A 25,798-nucleotide genomic window follows, 5' to 3' on the forward strand; every position below is an offset into this window, starting at 1 on the left:
AATAATTTAAGACCATAACAATCACAATATTCAAAAGAGGATGTAAAAAATCTAACCCTTAATTCCATAACCTAAAAGTACAGAATAGCACCCCAAGCCACACTTCTCACAAATTGGCTTCATGGAATCATTTTCTGCACTTCCTATACAACAAGGGTGTTTTTCTCTTCCCATATGATCAACCGATGTAATTGCCCACGTAGGACAATCAATAGGAGTAGTTCCCTTTCCGCCCCAATTTTTCTTCATGACTTCTAATTGCTCTTTTGGATTAATTATGTAGTTTTTTAGATTACCAGATTTCAGTTCAAGAATCTCATCTATGACTTGATTACGTTCTTTTCCAAAAGGAAGCCATAAAGGATCTCCATCCATAAACGGAGTATGAAATTGAAACCCAATTTTATTTGAAAAGTCTTTCCAGTCTTCAATTACTTTTTTTACAGTTTTGTAGTTTTTTGTATTAATCGTCATGGTTATCCAAATGTCTTTCCAAGCTCCTGAGCCATTGTTTTGAACATAGTTCACTACATTTTGTCTTGTTTTTCTCCAGGCACCATCACCCCTAATCTCATCATGGATTTTTTCATCCCCATCAATTGAAATCCAATAAAAGTAAATGTCATCAAAATGCGGAATAGGATACGTTCCATTAGTAACAACGCATGCTCTTTTAGGGAATTCTTTTACAAACAATTCAACAACATCAGGCCTCATCATTGGTTCGCCACCAACAAGAGTCACAATAAAGATATGTTGTTTCTTGAATTTCTCGTCTATGATTTTTTTCCATTCTTTAAGGGAAAGTTCCTCATTTTCTTTTCTGTTCAACCACCAATAGCAGTGCTTGCAATGCAAATTACATACGTTGATAATATCAGCAGATCCATAAAAGGGACTTTTTTTACCAAATAGCTTGTATCCAACAAATTTTAGTCCCAAATGAAAGTAAAGAGGAGATTCTCTAACTATCTGTTTGAAACCACGACCCATGATTTCCATGGCATAAGTTACACTTCAAAAAATTTAACAGTTATCAAATTAATTTAATGACGACATGTTAGTTCTGTATAGCGCATAATCAACTAAATCACTTCAGTATTGATTAGAATTAAGATATAATTTTGATTTCAGGTATGACAGTCCTGAGAGTTTCCTAAATACTAGTACAACATACAACTGTATGAACTGTCATAAAAAAAGTGAAGCACATATTTGGAGATATTCCAAACACAATAAAATACGCAGATGTCTAAAGTGTAAATCCAGAGTCCCCATTTCCAAGGAAGAGTATTATCTCAAATGGGGCAGGCATGAAAACATTACAAAATAGATAATCATTTTTTAATCAAGATGCCTTCCGGGCATTAAAAGACATTATTGATTTTTAGCAAATGGCAATAATTTCTGTCTTTATATGTAAGATACAGCCTAAATGATCATGTTAAAAAATCTGTTAGCAAGACTGAAAGGAAAACAAGAAAAGACATCAAATGACGTAAATGCATTCAAAGAAACCGAAGAGAGGAGAAAAAATGAAGTATAATTGCAAAAACTGCAAATTTCATTGGGAAGGGAACATGGATAATTTTGACAAAGTATTGATTCATGAAAAAACTCATTTGAAAAAAGATCAGGGTTTGTTGGAGAAAAAAATAGTTGTTTAGTTTTTCAAATTTATTTTTACAGTTATCACAAGGGATTGATTTAGCGTTTGTTGCCATAGTAGTAAGTTCTACGACTGCAACAATTTTTGCATGCATGGTTTTTCTTACTTGGAAGAACATACGAGAGAACACAAAGGCAACATATTCCCAACTTTTACGTGGTTTTCACGAAGATTTAACAAATCGTCTTAACAAAAACTCAGTACTTAAAACTACAGAGGATTGTGAACGATATGCAAATGATTATCTGAACACAGTAGATGAAATCGCTTTTTTGTACATCAATGGAAAAATACCCCACGGAATCGTCATGTATCTCAAGAGGTTTTTTGCGTATGGATTGAGCATAATTGAGTGGTACAACAACATGATCGGTGAGGATTTCAAAAAGATTGCAAAAGTAAATTGGCCGAATTATTTTCTTTATTGCGAAAAACATGAAATTAATTTGGATCCGGAAGACAAACTTCCAAAGATAATGCGAGATTATAATCAACTAAAAGACAAAACATAGTCATGCGTGACAATTACGGTTTGCGCCGGTATATATCACAGAGAAGAACTATTATGCCATGTTCAGAAAAATGATGAAAAAACTACAGTGTGAATCGTGGAAAATCACAAAGAAGACAAGCACCGTTCAAAAGATTAAAAAAGAAAAACAAGAGGATGTAAAAGAAAAATGAAATACCAATGCACTCAATGCAGTTTTAAATGGGAAGGGACATCACATACATTTGACAAAGTAAGAGAGCATGAGAAAACACACACAGGTAAAACAGAGTAATGGCTGTACGATGTAAAGTATGCAACACCACAAGGAAAAATCACAGAACATCTGAAAAATGGCAATGTCAGACATGTGGAAATCTACTAGACGACGATGGTCGCATAGTACCAGAGTAGCAGTTCTTGTTTATGGTATTTTTAGTTTAGATTTGTTATATGATTCCCTTTTTACTTGAATTCCATTACAAATAGGAAATGTCAAATCAATTGTATTGTGAAGTATGCCATAAGCTAAAGTATCCCAAGTTTAAAAAACAGCAAAAATGTGAATGCAAGAATAAATAGTTCTCAAATTAAATTGGTTTATTTTGTGTTTTTAGTGTATTATCTTTCTAGACTACCCACACCACTGTCAGCAGACACTTGCTCATAGTTGTTGGTATGACAGTTAGGGCATAGTCCTCTGGAAAATTTTTCAAAATATACAGTACCGCAATCAGAGCACACTCTCAAATCTTTTACGTCGATCATATTGAATTACAGAAGCGTTCAAAGTTAAGCTTTGCTGTCATGTTTTTCTAAATATCAACTAGTGAAAGAGGACTTGCAGTGTAAGGTCATGGCACTTCGAACATTTGCCAGATTTTGTATTTTTTTGATTAAGAATTTTTGTAAATGATTAGAGGTAATGGACTCAATCTTTGCAATAATATCATATGCGCCGCATGTCTCTTGAACTTCTTTTACATCTGTCAGAATTTTGATTTCGGACAGCACATCTCCGAGTTTTCCTTCATTACATATGATTAAGAGGTATGCAGAATTTGATGCACACATGCCAATCTTACATGTTCTACAAAGATATTCACCAGAAGAGTTTTGGCACCCACAATCACAGGTGCACGTATAATCATTCATTTCTTTAAACAATTGCACCCACAATCAAACATTCCGGCTTTGCCCATGCATTGATCATGATGTTCATTGTAACATTTGTTACAAATTAGCATGAGTTTTTTCCTTTTTCATGGATTTTTTCATGTTTACGTACCTCATCAAACTTGTAGGAAGTACCAATCCAATAGAAATCGCATTTACTGCATCTGTATTTCATTTATTTTCCTATTTCCTGTGCACAGTTTGATGAACATGTTGTGTCGTTGTTCAAACTTTCGTATTCTCTTCCACAATGAAGACAATTCATAAAAGACATGTATTGTTTACACGCTTATACTATAAAAGAAGTAGAAATATTTCTAAAAAAATTACAAATTAATTTCATCTGAGAAACATGTAAGAAACATGTAATTTTACTACAAAAGCTGTGAAACTAGTTGAAAAACTCAAAGATAAACAACATAATTCAAGAAATATATGAAAAATCAGAATTAGAAAACATGATTAGATGAAAAATGATGCAATACCAACACTAATAGCACAAGCAAGGTATGAAATGCGTTGGGAAAACGTCAAGTAAAAAATGAAAGTGCATTAAAAGAAATCAGAATGCCAGAAGAAGAAGGAGAAATGTTTGGCAGAGTAATCAAGATGATGGGGGGAGAAAACGTCATGGTAAAATGCGAAGACAATGTTGCGCGAAGAGGAAGAATCAGAGGAAAATTGAAACGACGAGTATGGATACGAGATAACGACATAGTGATAATTGCACCTTGGGATTTTGGAAAAGAAGAGAGAGGAGACATATTATGGAGATACACATTACCGCAAGTACAGTGGTTAAAAGAGAATAAGCATATACCATTAGATTTTTAAAAATTTTGTAATGAGGATTGCAAACCGATCAACATCAAAGATAATAGTTAAAATCGTCAGTCTCACGGAATAGAGTGTTAAATTCAACATGGGATGAGGATGCGCAAAGTTTAACCTACAAGTCCGAGACATCATCCAATTCTTTTGAAACATCCTACTAAGAATCATCTCCAGATGTTTTCTTCTTGTTGCTTTTACAAGAGATTCCCTTACCATCAATTTATCATATCTCATTACAAGATCGATGTTTTCAGGAGACAGTTCCTTGTGTACTGCCCTCAGAATAGAGGCAATTGCACCATCATAATTATGAATTTGGAATTTTTCTGTCTGTATAGTTTGCAATGTGGATAAATAGGCAATTCAGGGTATTAAACTCAAAAGTGAACGCCAGGTAAGGGATTCGAACCCCTGCACGCTTGCGCGTAGCCGTTTTCGAGACGGCCGCCTTACCGCTTGGCTAACCTGGCAGTTTTATTGAGATTAACTCCATAATTAAGCAAATCTGAAACAAACAGGATCTAATCTATCTCAAATAATTCATCCTGAAATCTTTTCTTGATTTGAGATTTGGATTTTTTCCATTCTTCGTCAGATACAGAGTCAGAAAAAATAGAACGAAACCCATCACAAACTAATTTTTTGCCAAATAGTTTTTTTAGTTGATTTTTTTCAGTATCAGATAAAGGAAAATATGAAATTATTGAGACGTATCCATCATTTCTTTTTATTTCAAAAATTTTATCAGTCAAACGTTTTGGCAGAACAAAATCATCCACACATGATCATTTTCAAAATATTATAAAAACCAAATTTAAGACAAGACATGATTAGAATAATTGTGTTTTTATTGTCTCATGTTATCACAAAAAAAGATCGCAATTATTTTTTCTTCTTGATGAATCCAACAGAAATCAAAACAACACCAACAAGAATCCAGCCTATTGCATATCCAGAAATATCTTCTTGAAAGCTTACCGTTTCAGAAGCACCTGCGTTTAAGGCAAAACTTATGAATCCGCCAAGAACAAAGCTAATTCCTGCCCAAAGAAACCAATTTTGCATAAAATAAGTCATAATTCTTAGAATATTGGTATTTGCCTTAATTCAAATCAATGATAAACACAAAATACTGCAAAAAACAGTCTCAAAGTAATGGGTCTGAATCTGAAAGGACTAGTAGACAAAGAAAAAACAAAGTTAGAGTCATTTGCAAACAAAGTCATAGCAATTGATGCATACAATGCAATTTACCAATTTTTGGCTATAATCCGAGGTCCAGATGGCATGCAATTATCAGATTCAGAGGGGAGAATCACCAGTCATCTGAGTGGATTATTGTATAGAAATATCAATTTCTTGTCTCTAGGAATAAAACCAGTGTATGTATTTGATGGAAAACCACCGTCACTAAAGACAGCAGAGATAGAAAGAAGAAAGCAGATCAAAAAGGATGCTACTGTAAAATATGAAAAAGCCATTGCAGAGGGAAATCTAGAAGATGCAAGAAAATTTGCACAGCAGACAACAAGCATGAAAGATGGCATGGTAGAAGACTCTAAGACGCTTTTGAAGCATTTTGGAATTCCATATATTGATGCACCATCAGAAGGAGAAGCAACTGCAGCACATTTGACAAACACAGGACAGGCATATGCATCTGCAAGTCAAGATTACGATTCAATTTTGTTTGGTGCAAAAAGACTAGTAAGGAATTTTACAAACAGTGGAAGAAGAAAAATTCCAAACAGAAATAGCTACATAGACATAGAACCAGAAATTATCGAAACACAGAAAATTCTAGATTCATTAGAAATTACAAGAGAAGAGTTAGTAGATGTAGGTATTTTGATCGGTACTGATTTTAATCCAGATGGTTTTGAAAGAATAGGCCCAAAGACAGCATTGAAAATGATCAAACAGCATTCAAGACTAGAAGACATTCCGCAAATACAAGAACAATTAAACGAAATAGACTACGAGCAAATCAGAAAAATATTCCTAGAGCCACAAGTGGCAAAAGTAGAGGAAATAAAATTTGACGAAGTCAACTATAATGCAATAACAAATTATCTAGTAAATGAGAGGAGTTTTTCAGAAGACAGAATTCAATCTTCCCTGAATAGATTAAAAAAAGCACTAGAAAAGAAAAGCCAAAATCTAGATCAGTGGTTCTAGTCAGATTTTAATTTAATAATAAGACAAATGAAATCAGAAAAGTGCAGCAAACAGAAGCAAGAAAAATTCTAAAAGATGCCCCAATCATGTGGAGAAGGGTAAATTCTATCGGCGTAATTTTAGATTGTAATTCAACATATGCTGCAAAAATAGGATATGCAAAATCGGAGATTCTGGGCAGACCAGTATTCGAACACGTTCCAAAAGAATCATGGGAGGCCATGAATGAGTCTCTAAAAACATGGTTTGAGACAGGAAAGGTATCTGAAAGAAAGATTAAGTTCAAAAAACAAAACGGGGATGAATTTCCTGGACTGTTGCAGGCAACAAGCTTGTATGACAAGAAAGGGGAGTTGATTGGAAGTAACACTGTGATTTTTGACATCAATGATTTGACAGACCAAAAAATCGAAGAGTTGGAAAAGTATTTCAAAGATGCCAAAAAGCGATTAGATGAGATTAAAAAAACAGAGTACGACAAACTCGATGAAAATTCAAAATCAGAGTATGACGGGTTAAAGAAGATGTTCGATATGCTAATAGACACAGATCTTAAAGAATTACGAAATGAATAGTCATTTTTTCATAGATTTTTGTAACTCTTCAAAAGCATTTTGAACTTCGGTTACTGCTGCGCCATCTTCAAGAGTGCTGACATCACCAATTTTGTCATTGCTTGCAATTGCTTTGAGCAGCCTGCGCATTATTTTACCACTACGAGTTTTAGGAAGTTTTGAAACAAAATAAATTTCCTTAGGAGTTGCAATTGCACCAATATCATTTCTGATTTTTGCAATTAATTCTTTTTTTAATTCAGTAGAAGGTTTAGAGCAATTTTCTTTTAAGACAACAAACGAAATAATAACCTCACCCTTGACCTCATCTGGAATGCCACATACTGCCGATTCAGCAACATCTTCATGAGATACAATACAACTTTCAAGCTCAGCGGTACCAATTCGATGTCCTGCAACCTTTAGCACATCATCGGCACGACCAAGTAGCCAAAAATAACCATCTTCATCTTTAATTGCATAGTCACCAGGATAGTAACAGTTTTTGTATTTTGACCAGTAAACATTTTTGTATTTTTCATCATCGCCCCACAATGTCAAAAGCATTCCAGGCCACGGTTTTTTGATTACAAGATATCCTTTGGTGTTTGCAGGAACATCATCCCCTTTTTCATCAACTACAGATATGAACACTCCAGGAACAGGGTTTGTGCCTGAACCGGGTTTTAGTGGAATTGTTTCTAGGCCAGGAAGAGGAGAAATCATCATTCCACCTGTTTCTGTTTGCCACCATGTATCAATAATCGGACATTTTTCTTTTCCAATTACACGGTAATACCATTTCCAAACCTCAGGATTTATCGGCTCACCAACTGTTCCAAGTAATCTAATTGAGGATAGATCAAATGAATTTGGAATATCATCACCAAATTTCATAAACATTCTCAGTGCAGTAGGTGTTGTGTAAAATATAGAAACTTTGTATTTTTGGATCACATCCCACATTCTAGATGCATCAGGGAAATCAGGAGCACCTTCGTACATAACTTCTGTTGCGCCATGCAAAAGCGGGGCATACACAACATAGCTGTGTCCCGTAACCCATCCAATATCAGCAGTACAGAAGAACACATCAGAGTCTTTGATGTCAAATGCCCATTTGAAAGTAGAATGTAGATGTGTAAGATACCCACCAGTGCCATGTAATACACCTTTTGGTTTTCCAGTAGTACCAGAAGTATAAAGGATGTAAAGAGGATGTAAGCTGTCAAGAGGTTCTGCCTCGCAGTTTTCCGATGCATTATTCATCAAATCTTTCCAAAGTTTATCTTTTTGATTAATTGTGATTTGGTTTTTTGTCCTTTCTAAAACAATAACATTTTTTACAAAATCAAAATCTTTTATTGCTTCATCAACAACATCTTTTAGTTTTACAATATTGCCCCTTCGATAACCACCATCAGCAGTGATCACAATTTTTGATTTAGAGTCATCTATTCTGTCTCTAATTGATGATGCACTAAATCCAGAAAACACTACTGTATGAGTTGCCCCAATTCTAGAACATGCAAGCATTGCAATTGGAAGCTCTGGCACCATTGGAAGATAAATTGTGACACGGTCTTCTTTTTCTACGCCTAGTGATTTTAGAGCATTTGCAAGTTTTTGGACCTGAACCCACAAATCACGATAGGTCAATGTTCTTGACTCGCCATTTTCCCCTTCCCACAGAATTGCTGGTTTTGATGCTCGTTTTTCCTGATGAACGTCCAAGGCATTGTAGGAGGCGTTGATTTTTCCACCAACAAACCATTTTGCAAAGGGAGGATCCCAATCCAAAACATTGTTCCATTTTGAAAACCAATGGAGGGATTCGGCCTGTTTTCCCCAAAAAGACACAAAATCAGATTCGGCTGATTTTCGAGTCTCAGTATCATAATTTCCAAGCCCAATTTCATAGGTTTCAGGCATAAAAAACAAAGGAACCCAAACTTTCTAAATGTTAATGATGTTTTTATTTAAAAACAGAATTCGTGCCTGAAAATTAATGTGTAATTCAAATTACAAACACCTGATTAAGTACTAAATAGATCTACTAATTTTCATGATGGATGAAAAACTAGAACCAGAAATGAACGAATTGTTAAAAATGACAGAGGCAGTTTTCACAAAACTAAGAAAAATATAGAATATTCTCAAAAAAATCCATTAAAAATTAGAAAAAGGAAAAAAATTATTGTGCTTCCATTCTAGCAAGCCAGTCGTTATCGTTGTTGTCATCTGATGTGTCTGCTGTCACCTGTTGGGGTGGTTCTGGAATTGTTGGTAGTGCTTCAGTTTCAGTTGGAGGTTCTGGTATTTTGGATTGAGCCTCAACCTCAAGAGGGGTTTCTGAAGATTCTGGTACTGGTTCTGTTGGTGCCTCTGGAAGGCTGGTCTGAACTACTTGTTCAGAATTGTCCAGATATGAAACGGCTGATTCCTGTAGATGTTTTTGTGGAGGGGCAATAGTACTCTGAACTTCCATATCAAGATCTGAAATTCTTCTTTGTACGTTTGAGATTTCTGCAGTTTCGTGAGTAACATGCTCAATTACTTCAGTTGTGCATGATTTCACGGTCTCAAATGTTGCATCGGAGATTTCATTACTCTTGTATTGTACTTTTGCATCAAATAGTAACATCTTTGCAGACTTCATTTGTTCATCTAACTCGGTCAATCTTGCCTCAAGTTTGGCTTTGATTTCACGTTCTGTCTCATCTAACGATACAAGTTTGGACTTGTATTTTTCATGAATTATTTCTGCATCTACTTTCATGTCATCGTTTTCAGAAACAATATCAATCAGAGCCTTTAGACGACGTAGAGTTAGTTGTTTTTCACGTAGAAGTCTTTGTGAGTCTAGTCTCCATCTTGGAATAAAAATAACAACATCGCCTTGAACTACTAGTTGCTCATACTGGATTTGCTGTAATCCTTGAGAACCGCAGTCAATGCCTACTGATTGGATGCTTCCATCGATGTCAGTTATTGTTCCAACGACTTTACCCATGAATGTACCGTACATGTCTTTGACGTTCTTACCGATAATATCGATATCGTCGTGGGTCATGTGTAGTTCTTTAGAGATACGTATAACCCACAAAGGGTTAGTAAGGTTTCTAGTTTTAGTAAGATTATTTTTACCAACTAAAAATCACAGATTGATTGAGAAATTTTAAAATCCTATGAGAAAAAAACAATAGCATGATTCAGCGTGAAGAACTAGAACAAATTTTGTACTTTGTCTCAAAAAGATGGATTGACATTACAAAGGAACCAAACAATAAAGCGATGGAAACACTTCCAAGTAATTTTTGGATGAATTCAGTCGGAGGAAAAGCTGGAAAAGGAAGATGGGTAACTGCATTGATGTACACAGAAAATGAAGCAGATGCAAATGCATTCAAAGAAGTCTTGCTAAGATGGCAGGCTAAAGGAAATGAAAAAAACCAATCACCCGATCTAATTCAAATTGGAAAAAAGAAATAGACTATTAATAATTGGGAATAATGTAAAAGTCATTGTCAGAGTTTTCAGATAAAGAAAAAAAGATTCTATCAGATCACTTTTCAAATACAGACGGAGACGTATTTGCAATAATAACCCCACAACAAGTTGATCGAGGAGCTCTCATGTCAAGATACAGTCGGACAGACAAGAGCATGCGACGAATTTTCTTAGATGAATTTTTACAAAATAAAAACCGCGGTGAGGAATTTTACAACAGAGTGCTTTTAGAGTACGGAGATGATTCAGTTGCAGAGTTAGGCGAAGCCCAAATCGCAATAGAAGGATTATCAAACATTGCAGTAAAAAAAATCGAAGATAGACGGATAGGATTATCATATTTAGAAAAATCATCAAGATACGTTGCATGGAATAAAAAAATTAATGGTAAGTACAGATTTTACAGAGATCCACAAATTATGAATTCAAAATTTGCAGATTTGTATTTAGATACATGTAATTTTTCATTTGATGTTTATTCAAGAAACATCGAGCCAATGATAAATTATGTAAGAGAAAAATACCCTATTGAAAAATATACTTTCAAAGATTCCAGAGACGGTAAAGAAAAATCATTTTCAAAATTAAAAAATGAAAAAGATATCAAATCTGCAAACATGATTTACAAAGGATCTACAAAAGCCAAAGCATTAGATATTCTGAGAGGACTTTTACCAGCTTCAACTCTTACAAACGTAGGTATTACAGGAAACGGCAGAGCCTTTGAATATTTGCTCACAGTTTTAGGCTCATCTGAGCTTAAAGAAGAGCAAGAGTTAGCCTCAAAAATCAAAAAAGAGTTAGACACCACAATCAAATCATTTGTGCGAAGAGCCGATGACAAATATGGAAAAGCATTACAGAAATATCTCAAAGACATCAAAAAGACTTCAAAAAAGATTGTACAAAAACAAATCAAACCAAAAATCATCACAGGGGCACATACAAAGCTTGTAGATTACGAATCAGAAAAAAACGCACTTGACAAGATTGTCACAAGTATAATGTATGAGCAATCACCAAGCACATCCTACCACAATATTTTGCAACAAGTAAAAAAGATGTCAATTCAAAACAAGGAAAAAATCATCAATTCGTTTGTAACATTAAGAAAAAATCGCAGGCACAGGCCACCTAGAGCATTTGAAAGTGCATACTATACATTTGATTTATTAAATAACTTTGGAATGTTCAGAGACTTTCACAGACATAGGGCATTAACACTAGAAAGGCAACTCCTAACAACAGACCATGGATACAACATGCCAGAGGAAATCAAAATTTTAGGAATTGACAAAGATTACAAAGAGTGCATGGCAAAAACAAAAGAAACATTTGATAAGATGAGAACAAAATTTCCCGAACAATCCCAATACGTTGTTAACTTTGCATACAATTATCAGTATTTTATGAAATTTAATTTGCGAGAAGCATGTCATCTTATAGAATTAAGAACTGTTCCTCAAGGACATATTGATTATAGAAGGGTGGCACAGCAAATGTTCAAAGAAATCAACAGAGTACATCCAAAGCTATCTAAGATCATAAAATTTGCAGACATGAAAGAGTATGATCTTGAAAGATTTGAATCAGAAAAAAGAACTGAAGAAAAAAGAAAAAAGCTAAATAGATAATCTTCTAATATCATCACGAACAAACCATATCATGACAGATAGAATTTCAAAAACACGTGAAGAATGGAAGAAGGTACTCACACCAGAGCAGTATGAGATATGCATCAACAAGGGAACAGAGCCACCATTTAGTGGAAAGTATTGTGATAGTAAAGAGAACGGCGTATACAAATGTGTGTGTTGTGGAGAAGAATTATTCAAATCAGATACAAAATTTGATTCTGGATCAGGTTGGCCAAGTTTTTGGCAGCCAATAGCAGATGAAAAGATAGAATATGTATCAGATACGTCTTGTGGAATGGTAAGAACAGAAGTAAACTGCAACAAATGCGGAGCGCATTTAGGACATGTTTTTGATGACGGTCCAAAACCAACTAATCAAAGGTATTGTATCAACTCTGTTTCATTGGATTTGAGTAAAGACAAGCAATAGACACAAAACGATGGGAAAGATTCAGACAGCATTCAAAAATTATTAATAAAACGCAATTAATGATAAGAAAATCAAAGAGTGAATTAAATGAGCAATAATTACAAATCAGAAAGGAAAGAAGGAATTTGAGAATAATACTTTGTGGATTTGGTGTTGTTGGCCAAAGTTTAGTTAAATTGTTTGTTTCAAGATCTGAAGACCTCTATGCAAAATACGGTCTAAAGCCAAGAGTAGTAGGGGTTTTTGATAGTAAAGGAAGTGCAGTTGATCAATCAGGATTAGACTTGGAGAAATTAATCTCTGTAAAAAAAGACACTGGAACTGTAAAAAACTATGCAAAAACAAAAAACAACTGGTCTGGAATAGACATGATAAAAAACCTTGAAGCAGATGTGTTAATTGAGACCACAGCAAGCAACTACAAAGATGCAGAACCTGGAATGACACACATCACAAATGCAATGAAACACAGAATGCATGTAATTTCAGTCAACAAAGGACCGCTAGCCTTAGCATTTCCATCACTCATGGAATTGGCAACATACAATCAGGTAATGTTCAAGTTTAGCGGGACTGTTGGGGGAGGAACTCCAATTCTAAACTATGCAAAAAACAGCTTAAAAGGAGAAAGAATTACATCATTTGCAGGAATCCTAAATGGAACGACAAATTATATTTTAACAAACATGGCAAATGGCCTGTCATTTGAGGAGGCACTCAAAGACGCCAAAAATAAAGGGTACGTAGAAGCAGATGAATCACTAGATTTAGACGGATTAGATGCTGCTGCAAAACTAGTAATTCTTGCAAATTGGGTTATGGATTTGAAAGTCACAATGCCAGACATAAAGTGCACTGGAATTAGAAAAGTGACTACAGAAGATATCGAAAAAGCTACAAAAAACAAATGTGCGGTAAAACTAATTGCATCATGCAATAAGGAATTAGAAGTAGCACCAATAGAAGTATCAGTAGATGATCCACTTTGCGTTAATGGAACACTAAATGCAATTGCATTTACATCAGAGCATTCAGGAACACAGACAATTATTGGAAGAGGAGCAGGAGGAATAGAGACGGCCAGTTCAATCCTACGAGACTTGCTAGACATCAGACAAGAGATTGCAAGAAGTTGAAATCAAATCTAATTTCAAAAAGTGAGACATCTGCATTATTAAAAGAGGTGTCAGACAAATGGGGGGTTGAATTTCCAAAAATAAAAAATCTCAAAGTTCATCAAATAACAGATGATGCACAAATTATCACAGGAAATGGAATCAAAATACTAAAAACAGAAGAAGATTATCTCCCATTCTTATCAGAAACGGACACTTTGGAAAAATTTCCATATGTTATGGTAGACATGGGAGCTGTAAAATTCATGTGTAAGGGAGCAAATGTCATGAGGCCAGGAATTAAAAATAACTCAGAGTTCCAAAAAGATAAAATTGTATGCATAGTTGAAGAATCACAACATAAATTTTTAGCAGTTGGAAAAGCGCTTGTTTCTAGTGATGAATTGGAAAATATGGAAAAAGGTGAAGTGATAAAAAACCTTCATTACATCTCAGATAAATTCTGGGAGATTGGAAAAACAATTTATGATTAAATTTTTTCAGTAAACTCTTCAGTTCCTTGCTCTGTAATTACAAGAATGTCGAGTCCATCACCGCTTGCAGAATCTCTTAATGCTGCTGCACGTACTGCCTTTTTTGCCAAATCAATTGCTTCTTCTTTTGTCATGTTTGGTTTGAACTGAGGATCCAAAACACCAAGTGCCATTTCAGCGCCAGTTCCAACTGCAGCATATTCATCAGGTAGGACAGAGCCTAACGGATCCAAAGTATACATGATAGGTTTGCCAACTACTCCACCCACTATTACCTGAGTCAAAAGAGGGAAAAATCTTCTTTCATACATCATGTTTGACATCATCTTGGCAACAGTATTTGGAGGAACATCTCTTTTGAGTTCCATCTTTCTAATTTTTGCCAATGCTGCAATTTGCAATGATAAAATTTGCATGTCTGCTACAAGACCAGCACAAGTTGCACCAACTTTGGGTGTTATTGGGAAAGTTTTCTTCGAAGACTTACTTACAAGGAAATTTCCAAATGCGATCCTTTTTTCACTGGCAAGTACAATTCCGCCGTCAAAAGTAATCCCTACAGCCGTTGCACCTGGCATGTACATAGACATATCTCAAATCATTTCACAGCATAATAAAGGGCTTTCTACATTCTGTTGAAAAATAATAAGAAAAATAGTTATACTAAAAAAAATCTCAGTTATCGATGGCTACTAGCGAGATTAGTAAAAAGAGTTTAGTAGACATTTCGTTTATGGGATTAAGATCATCAATTGGTGTAATCTTTATTGTTGCAGGCATGTCAAAGTTAGGCAATCCAGGATTTGGAGGTTTCTTGAGCAACATCGGATTACCAGCAGAGATGCACATTCTCATTGCACTTGCAGAAATTGTGCCAGGGATTCTTTTGATTATCGGGGTTTTGAGTAGAATCTCTGCATCATTGTTATCAATAATCATGCTAGGGGCAATTTTCCTAGTCAAGGAAGCTCAAAGCCTAACAGGGGATGGAGGATACAGAATTGACTTGATTTTACTTGCTGCATGTCTTGTAATTATTGCAGGAGGTCCAGGCAGAGTATCATTATCTCATATCGTAAAGAAACTACCAAGATGTCTTCATTAAGAGTTTCCAAATTTTTCCATTATCAAGCAAATACATTTTGTAGTTTTTTTGAGCAAATCAATTCGAGTAAATTCATTTGGAGAATGAATTCTTGAAAACATGTATGTGCTTCCTATGGAAATGCACGGTGCCTTTAGTACATCAATAAAGGAAAACATAGGACCAGTTCCGGCATTTGAAACGTTAAGAATAGATTTTCCATAGGATTCGTCTGCTGCTTCTCTTACATTTGTTACAAATGGATCAGATGGATTAGTTCTTGCTGCTGCCTCACCATGAAAAACTTTGATATTGACATCAGAAAATCCCTGAGATTTCAAATGTTTCTCTAGTCGCTCCACCTGTTTTTTTGGATTCATCTTTGGGACCAATCTAAAATCAATTTTTACCAGAGCCTTGCCAGGAAGAACTGTTTTTGCACCTTCTCCAGTATATCCAGAAACAAAACCGGCAATGTTGCATGTGGCACCGCCAACTAGAGCCTTTTTGGCTTCTAACCCATGTTTATTTCCAACAAAGGATTTAATTCCAAATTCTTTTTTGAATGAATGTTCATCAAAAGGCTCCTTTGAAATGATTTGAAGATCTTTTTTAGATAAAGGAGCAACATCTTTGTACCAATCTTTGATGAGGATTTTTCCATCATCTCCTCTGATTGTTTTTAGGGCTTCAATCAATCGCCAAGCAGGATTTTTGATCAATACTGCCAAACTGGAATGAGCATCACGGATTGATTCAGTCACAGATAATTCTACAAATAACAGCCCTTTCATTCCAAGACCAACAATAGGTCTATTCTTTGAATCAACATAACCAAACTCCCAGATAACACCATCACATGAGAATTTCTTTTTGTATTTTTTTAGATAATCTTCAATGTGTGCACTACCTGTTTCTTCTTCTCCTTCAATTACAAATTTGATATTGCATGGAACATCACCAGTAGTTTTCAAAAATGCCTCAACAGCCTTGATTCTAGTGATTAATTCTCCTTTGTCATCAGATGAGCCACGTCCAAAAATCTTGTTTCCCTTTACCTTTCCACTAAAAGGGGGATCATCCCATAACTCAAAAGGCTCAGCTGGTTGTACATCATAATGATTGTAAAAGAGTAAGGTCTTAGATGGATTTGATTTTGATTTGATTTCACCGTAAACAACAGGAGCCACATTCTTTTTCAAACGTAAAATTTCAGATTTAATTCCAGATTTTTGCAGTAATTTTTTTACTAGTTTTGCACATTCTTCGATTCCTTCATTTTTTGCAGAAACACTTGGTTGCCTAATTAAGACTTGAAGATCTGAAACAAGATTCTTCATATTAGAGTCTACATGTGTTAGCGGTTTCATTTAATCACACTATTTTATCAAAGGGTTTCATAACAGATGCGAGGTTTTCTAAAAGGTCCATAGACGTCATGTGTAAACCAAGTTTTTTTTGAGTTGCTTTTCCTGCCAATCCATTGATAAAAGTAGCTGCTGCTGCAGACTCCAAGGGTTTGCGATTTTTTGACAACATGCCTGCCACCAATCCAGATAGAACATCTCCAGTTCCACCAACAGTCATTCCAGGGGTTTTTTTCTCATTTAGAAAAGTGGTCTTCCCATCTGAAATAACATCAGTTGCGCCTTTTAGTAAAACAGTAATTCCATTTTCTTTTGCACATTTTTCTACCAAAGAAATTCTTTCTTTTTTTGAATTTGGAGGAGCAATTCCAAATAGTCGTTTGAATTCACCAGCATGAGGGGTCACAACTACATTCTTGTCTGCCAACAGGGGTAAGACTTCAGGAATTAAAGCACTTGCATCCAAAGACAATCTAACATCTCTGTCTAAAAGAGATTGAATCAAAAGAAGTAATGCGTTTTTGTCTTGAACTGCCAATCCCATTCCAATTGTTGCAGAATCCAAGTTTCTTGGCAATGCACCAATCAGTTTGTTTACAGCGCCACGAGTTAATTTTTGATCAACTAATGGAATGACAATTAGGTTTGGAGATACAGAGCGAGTTGCTGAAACATTGATTTTTGGAACAGCAGTGTAGACTAGGTCAGTGCCACATCTAAGGGCTGCAATAGAAGACAAAATAGGTGCGCCATGATAGATGTAACTTCCTCCAACTATCAAAACAATGCCGTTTTCACCTTTTCTGGATTTTGCCTTTCTAGAAGGGATGAATTTTTTTACTAAAGAAAGTGTCAGTGGTTTGCCTGCCATACAAATTGTCTTAAACAAAGAGGAATAAATCTTGTTTTAGTGAATTTGGAGGTTATTTATCAGTAGATTTTTTTCTCTTCTTTGGTTTTTCTCGTTCAAAAAATGCCTTTCGGGCATAACAAAGGTATGTTGTGTGTCCAATACCTTGAAAAGAGTGTCGTGTCTTTCCTTCTCGTGCTTCAATAGTTCTCAAAATATGCTCAGTTGATTCAATGTCAGTAAATTCATTTTCAACCAGAGACTGAGTTAATTTTTCAAGTTGATTCATTGTAGGACATATTGCAAAAATGGCACCGCTTCCCTTTAGCATTTTTCTAACTTGTGGAATTACGGTCCAAGGATCCCCCAAATCAATTAATGCAACATCTGCATCATCCATAGGAAGTTTCTTTGCAGTTTTCAAATCTAATTTTTCCTGAGTAACATATTTTGATACTCCAGCTTTTTTGAGATTTTTTTCTGCAATTTTCATAAACTTTTCATCAACATCAAACGTGTAGACATGACCCCTTGGTTTTACAACACTTGCAACAAAAGAAGTAAGTGATGCACTGCCAGTTCCAATTTCTAAAATCTTTTGACCGCTTGTAATGCCAGCTCGTGCAATTATGTATCCAATGTCTTTGGGATATACAATTTGAGTCCCATGTTGAATTTTCATTATGTAGTCGTAGATGGTTGGCTTCAAAAGATAGACATACTTGTCTTTGTTTGTTGTCAGTCTAGAACCGTATTCTTTTCCTATTGCATCAGCATGTTTTAGAACACCAATGTGAGTGTGAAGAGATTCTTTTTTTGATATTTTGACTAGCCATTTTTTTGATTGATTATAATAAAACAAAACAGGAGAATTTTGTTTGATCTTTTCCATGTTTGCTCCCAAAAAATTTTAGATAAGAATCTACTGGTTTTATAGATACGAATTCAATAAATACAGTAAGAAAAGTTCAACATTATGGCAAATATGAAATGTGTTTCATGTGGCATCAGTTTCTTTTCCCCAATGGGTTCAGACAAATGTTCCAAATGTGCACCTAAAGAATCCCACGGTCATGAAGATCATTCATGTGGTTGTGGCCATAGCCATTAATCCTATTTTTTGACTGATTTAAGCACTTTTCACACAGTATCTCATCAAATTTGCTCACAGATACTGCAGTCCCACTGGTATAGCACCTATGACACAATCCCACATAGCAAGTAGGTGTATGAGGGGAGGAAAAAGTCTCCCCACTTTTTGAGTCATCTGTTCTTTGATTCATGCAAGAGCTGCTACTGTATGACACAGGACATCACCATACAGACATCCACTATGGAATTGGACTTCAGTAGTTTTGGCGCATTTAGTACAAATCATTTGCATTGGTTGACGGCATTGAGGACAAAGTAGGTGGGAATCCAAGTCCCCACCGCATCGCCTACATAAGGTGTCTGGCATTTTCCATCACCCATGGAATTAACTTGTAGATATCTCCTGTCAAAAATGCAGTTGCAAGTCCTGCACCTATTGGCATTCCCATTGCCATGCAAAGAAGATCAAAGGCAACCACTTTTTTGAATGGAGCATGCACATACTTGTTCCATGTACTTTGCGTCTTCATTTTTGCATCACCTCAAGGAAAGTTTCTTCTACCAATCCTCCATTTGTTTGGAAGTTCTTCAGATATTGAAGAAATCTTATCAAAGGAGGATTTGATAGAGTTTTTCAGGCTAGATAGAGACGTATACTCTTTCATCTCAGACACCTCCTATTCAACTGACACTACCTTGCCTTTTGGTTTCTCTTCGGCAAGCTTGAGTGTCAGTTCAAGTATTCCGTTTGTGTATTTTGCTTTTGCAGAGTTTTCATCTACTTTGTACTTGAGTGGAACCTTGGCACTGTACTTTCTGTCTCCTCTAGTAGCAGAGATAGAAACAGTGTTGTCTGCAATGTTTACAGATATGTCAGACTTTTCAATTCCTGGCATTTCTGTCACTAGTTTGAGCAGTTGTTCTTTTTCGTTGATTGTTTCATCAACGTATGGTTCTCTTGTGCCCGTCTCTGTTAGCGCAGTAGTAGGTTTTGTATTTCCCCATTCTCTAACATGGGGTTTCCCATCAGGCCCCACAGTCATTTCATAGCCATAATAATATGGTCCATAAGATTGGACTTGGCCTCCAAATGGATATTCGAAGACGTCGCCCGAATTAAAAAAGCGGTCAGACAATCTTCGAAATGTTTTTTCGAATTGGTCATCAAACCACATATTATCACCAAGTGTATGTAATGTATCTTACAATATTTAAAATTTTTTCATTAATTGTCTATATTTGACTGTATGTCATATTTATGACAAGATTAAAATATCAAAAATTGCATCGACAAGCATGCAACATGCAGTATTAGTAAACGAACAACATGCAAAACCAAGAGAAGCAAGACAGGTTACATATTTTTGCAGGTTGTGCAGAAATTATGGAATTAAAACAAGAAAAGCACACTTACAAAACCACCACAATGCAAACAGAGACACTGTAACAAAAAGAAGTAATGATGATCTAGTCAATGTGATTTTCATAGAATCAAGATAATTTTTTGAAGATACATTTATGGCGTGTCAAAAATCAACCAAAATGATTGGTTTGCACGCCAACAGCCCAGAGAGACAGCCAGCATTCGTGCAGTGCACTCTCTGGGACATTACATCTTATCAGGTGCAGAAATACCTAGCAAGTCAAGTGATTTTTCAATTGCAGATTTGAATGCATTAACCAGACACAATCTAGAATCTTCTAATTTCTCATCACCCAAATCCAAAACATGCACATGTTCATAAAATGAATTGAATGACACTGCCAAATCATGACAATATCTTGCAATCACTTTTGGAGAAAGGTTCTTTGCAGCATCACGAACTTGGATATCAAACAAACCAATTCCCCTAATCAAATCCAGTTCTGATTTTTCATTCAGCAAACCATAATCAACATCAATGGAAGGAGTTCTTCCAGATTTCTCAATAATTCTTGCAGATCTTGCATGGGTATACTGTATGTATGGAGCAGTATCACCTTCCAAACTAAGAGATTTGGTCAAATCAAATGCAATAATTTTATCAAGATCTTGTTTTATCATTTCATAGCGAAGCGTTCCAACAGAAACCTGGTGGGCGATTTTTTCTATGTCTTCATTAGACATTTCCGGATGTCTCTTTTTTGTTTCCTCAATTGTTTTGTTTTTCAATAATTCATAAACAGAATCTGCATTTACATACAAGCCTTTTCGGCCAGACATTTGAGCTTGTTTTCCATCAGTTTCCAATCCCAAAGTTTTTGCAGTATCTGCACTAAGAGTTACAGATTCGTATCCAAGATGAACATATGCATCATCAACAGATTTGAATTTGGCCATCAACGAGGTGATGATTTTTTGTAACCGCGCTTGTCTAGAATCAATTACAGTGATAACTTTCTGTCCTGAAAAATTCTGTTTTGGCTCTGTAGAGGAATTCAACGTAGTTTGCCACAACTGTCTTCCAGAGGGTTGGTTTTTTTCATATTTTTCATAATTAAATGGATCATCTACAAGACCAAGTTTCCATGCAGCATAGGGAATGTCTTTTGCAATGTATGTAGCAGTACCATTACTGCGCACAATTACTTTATCTTCTTCTTTTCCCTCTCCTCTAATCACCCAACAACCAGAATTTTTCCCCTCTTTTTCAAATTCGATCATTCCCATTTCTTTGAGTTTTTCAAAGATTTTACTCCATAATCCAGAACGAATAATTTGAGATTCAAAGTTCAAGCAATCATAAGAGATTCCTAGGTTCCAGCAGGTTTCTAGTTGTGCGGACAATACACGTCTTGTAATCACATCAGCAAACTTTGCAGTATCAGAGTCACCCTCTTCAAGTTCTTTTAGAGTATTTTTTCTTATTTCTTCCAAACTAGGATCTGTTTCGTATTTTTCAGTAGTTTTAACATAAACATCATCACCACAATAATGATCAAATTTTTTATCATTTGGAGGATCTTGATCAAATCCAAAGTGTCTAAAGCCAACTATAATATCAGCAACTTGTAATCCAGAATCATCAATGTAATTTAGAACATTTACATGGTAATGAGATTTGTCTAAAATTCTAGACACAGTGTCACCAATAATGATATTTCGAATATGGCCAATATGCAGAGCTTTGTTTGGATTTACACTGGTGTGTTCTACAACAATTGTAGAATTTTTTCCAAGATCAATTTCACCAAATTCGGGCAAGACAGATTCAGATAAAATCAGTTGGCTGAGTTTTTTCCAGTCTGCAAAAAAGTTAAGATATCCAGACGTATGTGCTTCTGATTTTAAAACAAGTGTGTTTTGGCATTTTTCGTATTTTTCAGACAACATTTCTGCAATTTCCTTAGGGCTTTGTTTGAGTCGTTTTGCAAGTAAAAAAGAAACATTAGAACTGGCATCGCCAAAACCAGGTTTTGCAGGCTCCACAGAAAAAGGAATGTCTGATTGAGACAGATCCTCTAGTATTTTCTTTAGATTATTTTCAATTTCATCAATAAGAGATTTAAACGACATTTGCTATATCTCCGATAATTTTGGTGCTAATTTATCTAGTGCTTCTAAAACTCCATCTCCAGCCTTAGCAGACACGACCATAGTAGCCTCAGATTGAACATCTTCTGATGCATTTCCAAGCGCAATGCTTGTTTTGGCAACTTTGAATAACGGAACATCAGTTGCACTATCACCAATTGCAATCACATCATCTTTTGAAATAGAAAGGCGCTTCATAATTTCAGTAAATCCAAATCCCTTATCAATACCTGCAGAGTTTATGTGAAATGCATATTGGCTGTCAGATAAAACAACATCTAGGTTTTTTTCATCAACAATCTTTTTTGCAAAATCTAAATCAAATGTTCTTTCTAAAACAACTTCTGTCATCCTTGGAAATACAGGTTTTTCGATAACATTATCAATTTCTTTTCTAATTATTTGAAACGCTTCTTGGCATTTTGTGATATCTCCTAGTTTGACATGATCATAAGAATCAAGAGTTATACATCCACCATTTTCGCCAACAGCGATTTTAGTTGTTCCACCAAATACAGACAAAAGAAACCCTTCAATTGAGGAGCGGCCTGTTACAAAGATCACATTATGACCCATGTTTTTGAGGTGTCTAAGAGCAGCAAGAGCATCAAGATTAATTCTACCGCCACCATTTTCAGTGATCGTTCCATCAATATCTACAGCAAATGTTTTAGGTTTCACAGAATTTCTCAATTAATCCGAATAATAATTGCTACTAAGCATGGATTAAGTGAAGAATTTTTTTGATTATTTCATCATGATTGGAATCGGTATCCATACTTACAAGAAGCATTGTTTTTTGTTCTAAGGGAAATGTAACTCTCTTTACATTCTCATATTCAGCAAGAGCATATTTTATCTTTCCAAGTTTGTGCTCTTGCATTTGCCTGCCTTCCATTCGTTCAAAGGCATACCAGATGGATTTTTCTAGTTCATCAGAATCCAGAATTCCGACAGTGTCAAATCTATAACCTCCAAACTTTTGTTTTCCTTCAACCACCGCCATGGAAAAGCGAATTTTAGAATCCAAAGACATGACATCTTTGCATAATTTTTCAAAATCCATGATCCTAATCGTCTAGGCTAATATTAGAAAATTTTGTATCAATCACGACTCATATTCTTTTTTGAAAAGGTCAAGAGCCAGATTAACTCTACTTTGAATAAATTTTTGCTGTTCAGCAGACAATTTTTCAAAATTGCCCCCTTTCTTTGCAATCATGATCGACAAACGAGACTCATATTGTGCACGTAGTTTACTCTCCATACCCTCTTCAAAAAACTGACCGCGAAACTGAATGACAATATCTTCCAATACATTCTCCACATAATCACATAGTTTTGATAAATCATTATCAGAAATATTGTTTGCAGACACATAATTCAAAAAAACATTGTAGAACATATCTTTTATCAGAATAGTTATTGCCTAAAATTGATGCAGTATTCATACAAGATATGAAAAAAGGAGTCATCGAGGAAATTTTCAGTAAGGCACAATTTGCAGACAATCCAAGCGAGTACAAAATTTACTACAGGGATTTTGAAAGAATAACAGAGACAACACTACCAAATTTTATCAAAGAATCAGATAATTTTCAAACAATTCCTATTTCGAGAATAGAAAAAATTGAAAGGAATGATACCGTTTTATTTGAAAAGAAAAAAGAGGTAGAATAGATTGGGAATTCCAGAAAAAATCAAAGCCATTCAAGATGAAATGGCAAGAACACAAATTAACAAAGCTACAGAACACCATTTAGGATTACTAAAAGCAAAAATTGCAAAATTAAAAAGAGAACAAGAAGACAAAGACACTAAAAAAAGTGGTGCAAAAACAGATGGTTTTGATGTAAGACGAGCTGGAGATGCAACTGTTGTTTTCATAGGGTTGCCAAGCGTAGGGAAATCTACATTGTTAAACAAATTAACAGATGCAAAATCCACAGTAGGAGCATTTCAATTCACAACATTGACAGTAGTTCCAGGAATGATGGAGTACAGAGGAGCCAAAATACAGGTATTAGATTTACCAGGAATTATCAAAGGGGCGTCAAGCGGAAAGGGGCTTGGAAAAAGAATTTTGTCAGTTGCAAGAAGTGCAGATTTAGTACTGTTGGTGTTAGATGTTTTTCAACCGTATCATGAAGATGTTTTGGTAAACGAATTAGGAAACATAGGAATTAGACTGAATCAGTTACCACCAAACATTACAATTGAGAAGGCACCAATGGGAGGAATCGCAGTTGCACAACAAGTCAAATTAACAAAAATTTCAGAAAAACATCTTAAAGATATTCTTCATCTTTACGGAATAATCAGTGCAAGAGTAGTAATCAGAGAAGACATCACATCAGAGCAATTAGCAGATCATATTGCAGGAAACATTAGCTATTCAAAATCACTGACAATACTCAACAAGATAGATTTAGTAGACAAAGAATTCCTCAAAGATTTGAAAACAAAAATTAAATCAGATGTAATCGAAGTTTCTGCAAATTCAGATATTAACATTGAATTATTGAAAGAAAAAATTTACCAAAAACTCAGCTTTATCAGAATTTACATGAAACCAAAAGGAGGTGAAACAGATTACAAAGAACCATTGATTGCAAGAGAAGGAGACACAGTTGAAGACATTTGTAACAAACTTCATCGTCGGATGAAAAGAGATTTCAGATATGGGCTAGTATGGGGTAAAAGTGTTAAATTTGGGGGACAAAGAGTAGGATTGAATCATATTTTACAAGATGAAGATGTTTTAACAATAATTAAAAATCGAGGAGTATAATTCGATCAGAAGATTTCAAATGGATCAAGAAATAGAACATAGATGGTGCAAATATTGCATGACAAAAACAAAACAAATCCTTGTGTTTCTTCCAGAAATGGCAACATACAAGCGTAGAAGACAGTACAAATGTACAGTTTGTGGAAAAAAAAGTTGGTTGCAAGGAAGAAGACCATCAGCAGAAAGTGTTTATTGAAAAAAAACGATCAAGAAAAAAATTTTTGTAAAAATTTCGTTGACAAATTGTTATCAAATTGTGTAACATTCTTTAGTTTAACTATAGAAAAAGAATGAAAATGTCGTTTTTTTATGGCTACAAAAAGAAAAGCTGCAACTAAACGTAGATCAACACGAAAATCTACTGCTAAGAAAGCAGCTCCAAAGAGAAAAGCTACTAGAAAAACTGCAGCTAAGAAAGCAGCTCCAAAGAGAAAGGCAGCAAAACGCAAAGCCGCTCCAAAGAGAAAAACTGCAGCTAAGAAAGCAGCTCCAAAGAGAAAGGCAGCAAAACGCAAAGCCGCTCCAAAGAGAAAAACTGCAGCTAAGAAAGCAGCTCCAAAGAGAAAGGCAGCAAAACGCAAAGCCGCTCCAAAGAGAAAAACTGCAGCTAAGAAAGCAGCTCCAAAGAGAAAGGCAGCAAAAAGAAAACGATAAACTCGTTCAAAAATTAACAATCGTCACATGATGGCGGTTTGTTTTCCCTTTTTCTAATTTAATTTTTAAAAATTAACTAAACATTTGTCCAGGTGGTTTGGTGCTTTTTCCTTTAATAGAATTTTTTTGTACTGAGAATTTTTTATCTGGAGGGGTAATAGATAATTTCACAGCAGTATTAATTGCATAATGAGGAGTGCCATCAGGGTTAGTGTAGTTGATAGCTTTTCCAACTCGGTCTAAATCAACTTTAACTTTAACAATAGTTCCATCTTCCAATTCAAATGAAACAAATTCATTTTCAAGACGTTTGTAATCTAACATTTCAAAATCTATTTTTTCTCTATTTTCACTCATGT

The 25,798-nt window shown here is 35.2% G+C and carries 35 protein-coding genes and 1 tRNA gene; 15 read left to right on the forward strand and 21 right to left on the reverse strand.

All coding sequences use genetic code 11. The annotated features are described in order from the left end of the window. Positions 1-51 precede the first annotated feature (51 nt). On the reverse strand, positions 52-1,002 hold the full coding sequence (locus NsoK4_RS04835) for a radical SAM protein (protein WP_211688678.1): 951 nt from the start codon (positions 1,000-1,002) through the stop codon (positions 52-54). Positions 1,003-1,659: 657 nt separating this feature from the next. Between NsoK4_RS04835 and NsoK4_RS04840 the strand changes: the two genes are divergently transcribed. After that, positions 1,660-2,181, forward strand: coding sequence for a hypothetical protein (locus NsoK4_RS04840; protein ID WP_211688680.1), 522 nt, complete (start codon positions 1,660-1,662; stop codon positions 2,179-2,181). A gap of 599 nt (positions 2,182-2,780) precedes the next feature. Here the strand turns inward: NsoK4_RS04840 and NsoK4_RS04850 are convergent. Together NsoK4_RS04850 and NsoK4_RS04855 are read right to left on the reverse strand one after the other, a co-directional pair. Next, entirely contained in the window at positions 2,781-2,927 is a 147-nt protein-coding gene (locus tag NsoK4_RS04850) for a hypothetical protein (protein WP_211688682.1), read from the reverse strand. Between the two features lie 54 nt (positions 2,928-2,981). Beyond that, positions 2,982-3,314: an Lrp/AsnC ligand binding domain-containing protein gene (locus NsoK4_RS04855; protein WP_211688683.1), complete on the reverse strand. Its 333-nt coding sequence runs from the start codon at positions 3,312-3,314 to the stop codon at positions 2,982-2,984. Positions 3,315-3,854: 540 nt separating this feature from the next. Between NsoK4_RS04855 and NsoK4_RS04860 the strand changes: the two genes are divergently transcribed. Beyond that, positions 3,855-4,169 (forward strand): translation initiation factor eIF-1A, encoded by a 315-nt coding sequence (locus NsoK4_RS04860; protein WP_211688685.1) that lies wholly within the window; start codon positions 3,855-3,857, stop codon positions 4,167-4,169. 388 nt (positions 4,170-4,557) lie between these two features. Here the strand turns inward: NsoK4_RS04860 and NsoK4_RS04865 are convergent. The 3 genes from NsoK4_RS04865 to NsoK4_RS04875 all read right to left on the reverse strand — a co-directional run bounded on the left by NsoK4_RS04865 (position 4,558) and on the right by NsoK4_RS04875 (position 5,234). Continuing rightward, positions 4,558-4,639: transfer RNA gene (locus NsoK4_RS04865), tRNA-Ser, on the reverse strand. Between the two features lie 51 nt (positions 4,640-4,690). Then, positions 4,691-4,948 carry a hypothetical protein gene (locus NsoK4_RS04870; protein WP_211688687.1) on the reverse strand — a complete coding sequence of 86 codons (258 nt, stop codon included), beginning with the start codon at positions 4,946-4,948 and terminating at the stop codon, positions 4,691-4,693. A 103-nt stretch (positions 4,949-5,051) separates the two neighbouring features. Continuing rightward, on the reverse strand, positions 5,052-5,234 hold the full coding sequence (locus NsoK4_RS04875) for a hypothetical protein (protein WP_211688689.1): 183 nt from the start codon (positions 5,232-5,234) through the stop codon (positions 5,052-5,054). Between the two features lie 90 nt (positions 5,235-5,324). Between NsoK4_RS04875 and fen the strand changes: the two genes are divergently transcribed. Next, entirely contained in the window at positions 5,325-6,347 is a 1,023-nt protein-coding gene (gene fen, locus NsoK4_RS04880) for a flap endonuclease-1 (RefSeq protein ID WP_211688691.1), read from the forward strand. A 41-nt stretch (positions 6,348-6,388) separates the two neighbouring features. Then, on the forward strand, positions 6,389-6,922 hold the full coding sequence (locus NsoK4_RS04885) for a PAS domain-containing protein (RefSeq protein ID WP_211688693.1): 534 nt from the start codon (positions 6,389-6,391) through the stop codon (positions 6,920-6,922). Here NsoK4_RS04885 and acs read toward each other — a convergent pair whose 3' ends face one another. Continuing rightward, positions 6,923-8,833: an acetate--CoA ligase gene (gene acs / locus NsoK4_RS04890; protein ID WP_211688695.1), complete on the reverse strand. Its 1,911-nt coding sequence runs from the start codon at positions 8,831-8,833 to the stop codon at positions 6,923-6,925. Positions 8,834-9,095: 262 nt separating this feature from the next. Next, on the reverse strand, positions 9,096-9,974 hold the full coding sequence (locus NsoK4_RS04895; protein WP_211688929.1) for a CdvA-like protein: 879 nt from the start codon (positions 9,972-9,974) through the stop codon (positions 9,096-9,098). Between the two features lie 134 nt (positions 9,975-10,108). Between NsoK4_RS04895 and NsoK4_RS04900 the strand changes: the two genes are divergently transcribed. The 5 genes from NsoK4_RS04900 to NsoK4_RS04920 all read left to right on the forward strand — a co-directional run bounded on the left by NsoK4_RS04900 (position 10,109) and on the right by NsoK4_RS04920 (position 14,087). Then, positions 10,109-10,393 (forward strand): hypothetical protein, encoded by a 285-nt coding sequence (locus NsoK4_RS04900; RefSeq protein WP_211688697.1) that lies wholly within the window; start codon positions 10,109-10,111, stop codon positions 10,391-10,393. A 32-nt stretch (positions 10,394-10,425) separates the two neighbouring features. Next, positions 10,426-12,045: an FAD-dependent thymidylate synthase gene (locus NsoK4_RS04905; RefSeq protein WP_211688699.1), complete on the forward strand. Its 1,620-nt coding sequence runs from the start codon at positions 10,426-10,428 to the stop codon at positions 12,043-12,045. Positions 12,046-12,076: 31 nt separating this feature from the next. Beyond that, positions 12,077-12,478 carry a peptide-methionine (R)-S-oxide reductase MsrB gene (gene msrB, locus NsoK4_RS04910; protein WP_211688701.1) on the forward strand — a complete coding sequence of 134 codons (402 nt, stop codon included), beginning with the start codon at positions 12,077-12,079 and terminating at the stop codon, positions 12,476-12,478. A 125-nt stretch (positions 12,479-12,603) separates the two neighbouring features. After that, positions 12,604-13,614: a homoserine dehydrogenase gene (locus NsoK4_RS04915; RefSeq protein WP_211688703.1), complete on the forward strand. Its 1,011-nt coding sequence runs from the start codon at positions 12,604-12,606 to the stop codon at positions 13,612-13,614. After that, positions 13,611-14,087, forward strand: coding sequence for a PUA domain-containing protein (locus tag NsoK4_RS04920; RefSeq protein ID WP_211688706.1), 477 nt, complete (start codon positions 13,611-13,613; stop codon positions 14,085-14,087). Before NsoK4_RS04915 ends, NsoK4_RS04920 begins: the two co-directional genes overlap by 4 nt. On the opposite strand, the gene NsoK4_RS04925 is transcribed toward NsoK4_RS04920, so the two are convergent. Continuing rightward, positions 14,084-14,677: a proteasome subunit beta gene (locus tag NsoK4_RS04925; protein WP_249111182.1), complete on the reverse strand. Its 594-nt coding sequence runs from the start codon at positions 14,675-14,677 to the stop codon at positions 14,084-14,086. The two genes, NsoK4_RS04920 and NsoK4_RS04925, sit on opposite strands and share 4 nt — an antisense overlap. A gap of 95 nt (positions 14,678-14,772) precedes the next feature. Between NsoK4_RS04925 and NsoK4_RS04930 the strand changes: the two genes are divergently transcribed. After that, complete coding sequence (locus NsoK4_RS04930; RefSeq protein ID WP_211688708.1) at positions 14,773-15,192, forward strand: DoxX family protein; 420 nt, start codon at positions 14,773-14,775, stop codon at positions 15,190-15,192. Here the strand turns inward: NsoK4_RS04930 and NsoK4_RS04935 are convergent. The 7 genes from NsoK4_RS04935 to hsp20 form a co-directional block, all read right to left on the reverse strand. Beyond that, a complete protein-coding gene (locus NsoK4_RS04935) occupies positions 15,189-16,541 on the reverse strand; it encodes a M20/M25/M40 family metallo-hydrolase (protein WP_211688710.1) in 1,353 nt (450 codons plus the stop codon). The genes NsoK4_RS04930 and NsoK4_RS04935 overlap by 4 nt on opposite strands. Before the next feature lie 4 nt (positions 16,542-16,545). Further along, on the reverse strand, positions 16,546-17,409 hold the full coding sequence (locus NsoK4_RS04940; RefSeq protein WP_211688712.1) for an NAD(P)H-hydrate dehydratase: 864 nt from the start codon (positions 17,407-17,409) through the stop codon (positions 16,546-16,548). Between the two features lie 52 nt (positions 17,410-17,461). Then, entirely contained in the window at positions 17,462-18,280 is an 819-nt protein-coding gene (locus NsoK4_RS04945) for a tRNA (adenine-N1)-methyltransferase (RefSeq protein WP_211688714.1), read from the reverse strand. Positions 18,281-18,667: 387 nt separating this feature from the next. Beyond that, the gene (locus NsoK4_RS04950) at positions 18,668-18,847 is read right to left on the reverse strand and encodes a hypothetical protein (protein ID WP_211688717.1); all 180 of its coding nucleotides are present in this window, start codon (positions 18,845-18,847) and stop codon (positions 18,668-18,670) included. Next, complete coding sequence (locus NsoK4_RS04955) at positions 18,828-19,010, reverse strand: hypothetical protein (protein WP_211688718.1); 183 nt, start codon at positions 19,008-19,010, stop codon at positions 18,828-18,830. The genes NsoK4_RS04950 and NsoK4_RS04955 overlap by 20 nt, the downstream gene beginning before the upstream one ends. Before the next feature lie 12 nt (positions 19,011-19,022). Beyond that, positions 19,023-19,145 (reverse strand): hypothetical protein, encoded by a 123-nt coding sequence (locus NsoK4_RS10120; protein ID WP_256438687.1) that lies wholly within the window; start codon positions 19,143-19,145, stop codon positions 19,023-19,025. A gap of 12 nt (positions 19,146-19,157) precedes the next feature. Then, positions 19,158-19,655, reverse strand: coding sequence for an archaeal heat shock protein Hsp20 (hsp20, locus tag NsoK4_RS04960; RefSeq protein WP_211688720.1), 498 nt, complete (start codon positions 19,653-19,655; stop codon positions 19,158-19,160). 121 nt (positions 19,656-19,776) lie between these two features. Between hsp20 and NsoK4_RS04965 the strand changes: the two genes are divergently transcribed. After that, a complete protein-coding gene (locus NsoK4_RS04965) occupies positions 19,777-19,980 on the forward strand; it encodes a hypothetical protein (RefSeq protein WP_211688722.1) in 204 nt (67 codons plus the stop codon). Positions 19,981-20,089: 109 nt separating this feature from the next. Here the strand turns inward: NsoK4_RS04965 and NsoK4_RS04970 are convergent, their stop codons facing one another. From NsoK4_RS04970 to NsoK4_RS04985, 4 genes are read right to left on the reverse strand one after another with little or no spacing between them, the layout of a single operon-like run. Next, positions 20,090-21,976 (reverse strand): arginine--tRNA ligase, encoded by a 1,887-nt coding sequence (locus NsoK4_RS04970; protein ID WP_211688724.1) that lies wholly within the window; start codon positions 21,974-21,976, stop codon positions 20,090-20,092. Positions 21,977-21,979: 3 nt separating this feature from the next. After that, a complete protein-coding gene (locus NsoK4_RS04975) occupies positions 21,980-22,675 on the reverse strand; it encodes a phosphoglycolate phosphatase (protein WP_211688726.1) in 696 nt (231 codons plus the stop codon). Positions 22,676-22,709: 34 nt separating this feature from the next. Next, positions 22,710-23,060: a DUF6659 family protein gene (locus tag NsoK4_RS04980; protein WP_211688728.1), complete on the reverse strand. Its 351-nt coding sequence runs from the start codon at positions 23,058-23,060 to the stop codon at positions 22,710-22,712. Between the two features lie 42 nt (positions 23,061-23,102). Next, positions 23,103-23,309: a hypothetical protein gene (locus NsoK4_RS04985; RefSeq protein WP_211688730.1), complete on the reverse strand. Its 207-nt coding sequence runs from the start codon at positions 23,307-23,309 to the stop codon at positions 23,103-23,105. 143 nt (positions 23,310-23,452) lie between these two features. Here NsoK4_RS04985 and NsoK4_RS04990 point away from each other — a divergent pair, with 143 nt between their 5' ends. From NsoK4_RS04990 to NsoK4_RS05005, 4 genes are all read left to right on the forward strand, one after another. Next, on the forward strand, positions 23,453-23,674 hold the full coding sequence (locus NsoK4_RS04990; protein ID WP_211688733.1) for a DUF504 domain-containing protein: 222 nt from the start codon (positions 23,453-23,455) through the stop codon (positions 23,672-23,674). A 1-nt stretch (position 23,675) separates the two neighbouring features. After that, complete coding sequence (locus NsoK4_RS04995; RefSeq protein WP_211688735.1) at positions 23,676-24,785, forward strand: GTP-binding protein; 1,110 nt, start codon at positions 23,676-23,678, stop codon at positions 24,783-24,785. 19 nt (positions 24,786-24,804) lie between these two features. After that, positions 24,805-24,981 carry a hypothetical protein gene (locus tag NsoK4_RS05000; RefSeq protein ID WP_211685758.1) on the forward strand — a complete coding sequence of 59 codons (177 nt, stop codon included), beginning with the start codon at positions 24,805-24,807 and terminating at the stop codon, positions 24,979-24,981. 113 nt (positions 24,982-25,094) lie between these two features. Then, positions 25,095-25,439, forward strand: coding sequence for a hypothetical protein (locus NsoK4_RS05005; protein WP_211685759.1), 345 nt, complete (start codon positions 25,095-25,097; stop codon positions 25,437-25,439). 72 nt (positions 25,440-25,511) lie between these two features. Here the strand turns inward: NsoK4_RS05005 and NsoK4_RS05010 are convergent, their stop codons facing one another. Next, on the reverse strand, positions 25,512-25,796 hold the full coding sequence (locus tag NsoK4_RS05010) for a hypothetical protein (RefSeq protein WP_211685761.1): 285 nt from the start codon (positions 25,794-25,796) through the stop codon (positions 25,512-25,514). Between the last annotated feature and the right edge of the window lie 2 nt (positions 25,797-25,798).

This window comes from Nitrosopumilus sp. K4 (assembly GCF_018128925.1).
GTDB lineage: Archaea > Thermoproteota > Nitrososphaeria > Nitrososphaerales > Nitrosopumilaceae > HKST03.